The 4390-nt window shown below is 36.2% G+C and carries 3 protein-coding genes and 1 pseudogene; 3 read left to right on the plus strand and 1 reads right to left on the minus strand.

Translation table 11 applies throughout. The features are described from left to right. Positions 1 to 483: TIGR04282 family arsenosugar biosynthesis glycosyltransferase (locus H7254_RS15130; protein WP_301933757.1), on the plus strand; the 483-nt coding region annotated here is incomplete at its 5' end. Positions 484 to 577: 94 nt separating this feature from the next. Beyond that, positions 578 to 1000 (plus strand): annotated as a pseudogene (locus H7254_RS15135) (glycosyltransferase); the annotation flags it as partial. Between the two features lie 417 nt (positions 1001 to 1417). Here H7254_RS15135 and H7254_RS15140 read toward each other — a convergent pair. Further along, positions 1418 to 2680: a hypothetical protein gene (locus tag H7254_RS15140; protein WP_301933758.1), complete on the minus strand. Its 1263-nt coding sequence runs from the start codon at positions 2678 to 2680 to the stop codon at positions 1418 to 1420. Between the two features lie 852 nt (positions 2681 to 3532). Between H7254_RS15140 and H7254_RS15145 the strand changes: the two genes are divergently transcribed. Then, positions 3533 to 4201, plus strand: coding sequence for a flavodoxin reductase (locus H7254_RS15145; RefSeq protein ID WP_301933759.1), 669 nt, complete (start codon positions 3533 to 3535; stop codon positions 4199 to 4201). Positions 4202 to 4390 lie beyond the last annotated feature (189 nt).

The following is a 4390-nucleotide window of genomic DNA, read 5'->3' on the forward strand; positions in this document are numbered from 1 at the left end:
GAGCATGTAACAGCTGATAAATTTATCTTTTTCTCAGATGCTATTGATGAAACTATTGGGGATGTTAATGCTCCTTTTTATTATAAAATTCAATCTGGTAACGATTTGGGTGAAAAAATGAAGAATGCTTTTGTGCAACTATTTAAAAGCGGTTACAAACGAGTGGTGATAATAGGAACAGATTGCCCGGGTATTAATGAAAATATTTTAAAAACGGCATTTGGTGAATTCAACAACAGCGATGTTGTAATTGGCCCGGCCACCGACGGTGGCTATTACCTGCTGGGCATGAAAGAAATGCACAACGACTTGTTTGAAAAAATTGACTGGAGCACTTCCACGGTACTGCCATCTACGAAAGAACGTTGCAATAAAAGCAATTTGAGTTACTCCCTAGTTACAGCATTAAGCGATGTTGACGAAGAAAAGGATTTGGTACATTTAGAAAACCTGGTTAATCTGAAAATACAGAAAACTGAATAATATGATTAGCATTATCATTCCAACATTTAATGAAGAAAATAATATTAATACACTAATTGCTCATTTGCAAAACTGATGTAAAGGTTACGATACAGAAATAATCATATCCGATTGTGGCAGTATAGATAAGACAGTGCAAGCAGCAAAGAACCTGAATGTAAAAGTTGTAAGGTGTCCATGCAAAGGAAGGGCAATACAAATGAATTGTGGAGCTGCCGAAGCAGTGTACGATATTCTATATTTTGTTCATGCCGATTCAATTCCTCCCCGGTCTTTTTGTGCAGATATCATTGCCACAGTAAATACCGGTTACGAATTTGGGAGATATCGCACCCGGTTTGAAGGCAAAAAATGGTTTTTGAGACTCAATGCTTTTTTTACAAGGTTAGATTGGTTTATGTGCTATGGTGGTGATCAAACGTTGTTTATTACCAAATCACTTTTTGGTAAGCTCAATGGTTATCAAGAGAGTTTATTGATTATGGAAGAAAATGATTTAGTTGAAAGGGCTAAATAATTGGCCAGGTATAAGATATTTTCAAAAGCAGCGATCGTTTCTATACGCAAGTACCAGACAAATTCGTGGCTCAAAGTGCAAAGAGAAATTATACAACAGTGCGGCTTTACAAGAAAGGACTTACGCAGACGGAATTAGTTGCACAATATAAGAACGGCTCAATTTACCGCACTTCAGATACTATCCTCTTCCAGGGCAGATACCTGAACGGGCACCGATGCGCCCGGAAGATCGTTGCCGGTGAATAGTGATGGAGGTATGAGACCGCTCAATGTAGACAATACCTGGTTTAATGAAAAAGATAAGAATTGTAAAATATTGAGAAATGCATGCAAACCATCAAACGCAATCAAACCTGCTTCGATAATGATTTACGAAGGAGGCAATATTTCTTTAGCATAGCAGCTAAAAAATTGGTTAGAAAACCTCACCCAGGTTTCCGGTAAAACCGCGGGAGCCTTTTATTCCTATGCCATAATCAAGACACACATTTGTTTTAGAAAACTTATTAAATTTTATTCTTAATCCCGCACCAACGGAGGGGAAAATAGTTTCAAACTTATTTGTATTTAATTCTGAAACAGATCCTGCACTACAAAAAATAACTCCACCCAGTAATCCGTTCTTCGTTATCCCAAACCTGAATTCTGTTTCCAGGTCTATGTACTTTTTCCCAATAAATCTTCCCTGCATATAACCTCTTCCTGCATTATTGTAGCTATCATTACCGGTACCGGGAAGGTCAAGATAAGGAGGGGTGCCGTTTAACGTTAAAACGCTGTAAAGCCAAAATGCAAGTACATTTTTATGAGGTAGTGCCAGATATTTTCTGACGTCAATAAGAACCGAATTCCACTTGCTGCTGCTTCCAAGACGACGGCTGTTTTGTAAGAACTTAAAATTTGCGAAAAAGCTACCGCCTTCAGGGTTGATAGAGTTTACCCTGGAATCGTACAAAATATCTAATGCAATCCCCGACGAGAAAGATGACGGGTGAAAGCCATATAATTGAAAATCAGTAATCCGCCCGGGAAGTACATCTAATTCTGAAATGGTCCAATGATAATCCAGCTGATATCCAAGTCCGATATAGAAATCTTTCCATACTTTTTTTAAAGCAAATTCATAAAAGCGAATGTATTTGTATGTGATGATATTTCTGTCAGCCGTTGTTTTAAAACCTCCAAGGCCGTAAGTATCCTGGGGATAATTAAGATAACGCCAGTCGCCTCCAAAATTATATTTATTACCAGGGGTCCATAAAATAGATTGTACCGGGAGCAAAAACTGCTTTTTTTCTGTATATTTTATTGCACCCAAAAATGAAGAAATATTGGTATTTCCTTTCAGACTGGTAACAAATGCACCACCGGCGGCTAACCCGGCCGTAAAACCAGTTGAAATGGTGTATTCAATAATGGGGGATATGGAAAGGCGTATTTTCATACTTTTAGTTTGGGTACTATCCAGCCTTTTGTTAGGATCTTTGTGTAAAAGCAGCAGGGCAATATCAATAATGTCTCTTTGTTTTTTATAAGAAATAGCATCTTTTGCGGAAGATGGATCAACGCTGTCTGTATATGTTGTTGTGCTGTTTTGAGCTAAAACTGATAAATTACAACAGAAGACCAATGATAGAAATATCCAAAAGCTATAAATGAAAATTGACTTATTCCGCATATTAAAATATTGATTAAAAGTAGTTTTTCTATCAGACTTATTGAGGATCAAAAAAAAATGGTGCGTTGGAGAGTCGAACTACACCAATAGTGCCTGTTTTTTATCCGGTGTGTTTAAGTTATTAAATCCATTTTTGTTTGGGAACATAGATCAATACTGTAACCAGCAATAGCCAGTCGTTGTGTTATTACTTTCTCCTGTTGCCCGTCATTTATTATACAAACCAGAGAACAAAGTATCAGGGGCCGGCATCGGAAAGAAATATCCGTACGATCTATCACAGGATTATTACAATAACAGCAATCAAATTTCAAGTATGCCAGTAAAGGAAGGCAAAATGTAATTAAAAAAATATTCATCCTATAAAATTTTACAACAATTCAATTGCTGCATTGTTTAAAAAAGTATTGGTTAGATGCTAACGAGAGTGAACATTAAAATGTATTCAAATTACGAATATTATTTTGTGTCTATTCTATCGGAAGTATAAATGGTGTTTATTTTATCGGGCATGATATTAGGGTTATCAAACAATAAGTGTATTATTCAGTATTGTAAACAAACGCCAAAGGTGCAGAAAGATCAACGGTACAAATAACAATCGAATTAAAATCAATTTTATAAGTGCAGGATGCACCATAATAATTGATATTGTTCATCTGGGTATTCCTCCAATAAAAAATAAAAGTTAGCAACAATTTGACAGTTACTGCCAAATAGGAAAGATATATTTAGAATCGGGAAGGTGGAAAGAGTTGCTGAAAAATAAAAGTTAGTTAGAAACGAACGGTAATCTGTATTGCGATGGGACATAACTAAAAACATAATTTTTTTACCAGTAAAAATGTACAAATGGAATCACACATAGTAAAAATAAAATCGATTAATAAGGTAACTCATGATGTGGTGAGTATTGTAATACCGAAGCCGGATAATTATGCGTTTACTTCAGGCCAGGCTACTGAAATATCTATTAATAAACCAGCATGGAAAGAAGAGAAAAGACCTTTTACATTTACCTCATTGCCGGATGACAATTACCTGGAATTTACCATAAAAATTTATCCGGCACACAAAGGAGTAACCAACGAGTTACTGAGCTTACAACCGGGGGATGAGCTGATCATTCATGATGTATGGGGAGTAATTGCTTACAAGGGTGAAGGAATATTTATTGCAGGTGGTGCAGGCATTACACCTTTTCTTTCTATATTCAGGTACTTGCACAGCATCAATAAGATGGACGGTAACAAATTGATTTTTGCAAACAAAACAAAAGCAGATATTATATACGAAAAAGAATTGCGGAGTTTGCTGGGAGATGCTTTTATTAATATTTTATCGGATGAAGCAGTAGGAGATTATAAACAGGGCATGATCACAGAAGCCTTTTTAAAAGATACTGTCGCAAGTTTTGATCAACCATTTTATGTATGTGGTCCTCCACCCATGATGGATGCTGTGCTTAAACAATTGGCAAATCTGGGCGTTGGTGACCAGGCAATTACTTTAGAAATATAATCGAAGGCCCTTACAAGTATTGATACTACTGCTTTATAAAACCTTGTAAAAGAAAAATGGTTTATAATCACTTTATAAATTTTACCTGTAGCACTGGTGAAGGCCAGCATATATTCCCGCAACAAAAATCCGTGGACACCTTTTGTATAAAGTCTTTATTGGCGGACATCTTACTACCAGGGTCAATGA

The sequence above is a fragment of the Ferruginibacter sp. genome (assembly GCF_014377975.1).
Taxonomy (GTDB): domain Bacteria; phylum Bacteroidota; class Bacteroidia; order Chitinophagales; family Chitinophagaceae; genus Ferruginibacter.

Bases quoted from the DNA above. Each gene is read 5' to 3' on its own strand.
- H7254_RS15145 (WP_301933759.1), top strand. From the start codon at position 3,533: ATGGAATCACACATAGTAAAAATAAAATCGATTAATAAGGTAACTCAT.
- H7254_RS15140 (WP_301933758.1), bottom strand. From the start codon at position 2,680: ATGCGGAATAAGTCAATTTTCATTTATAGCTTTTGGATATTTCTATCA.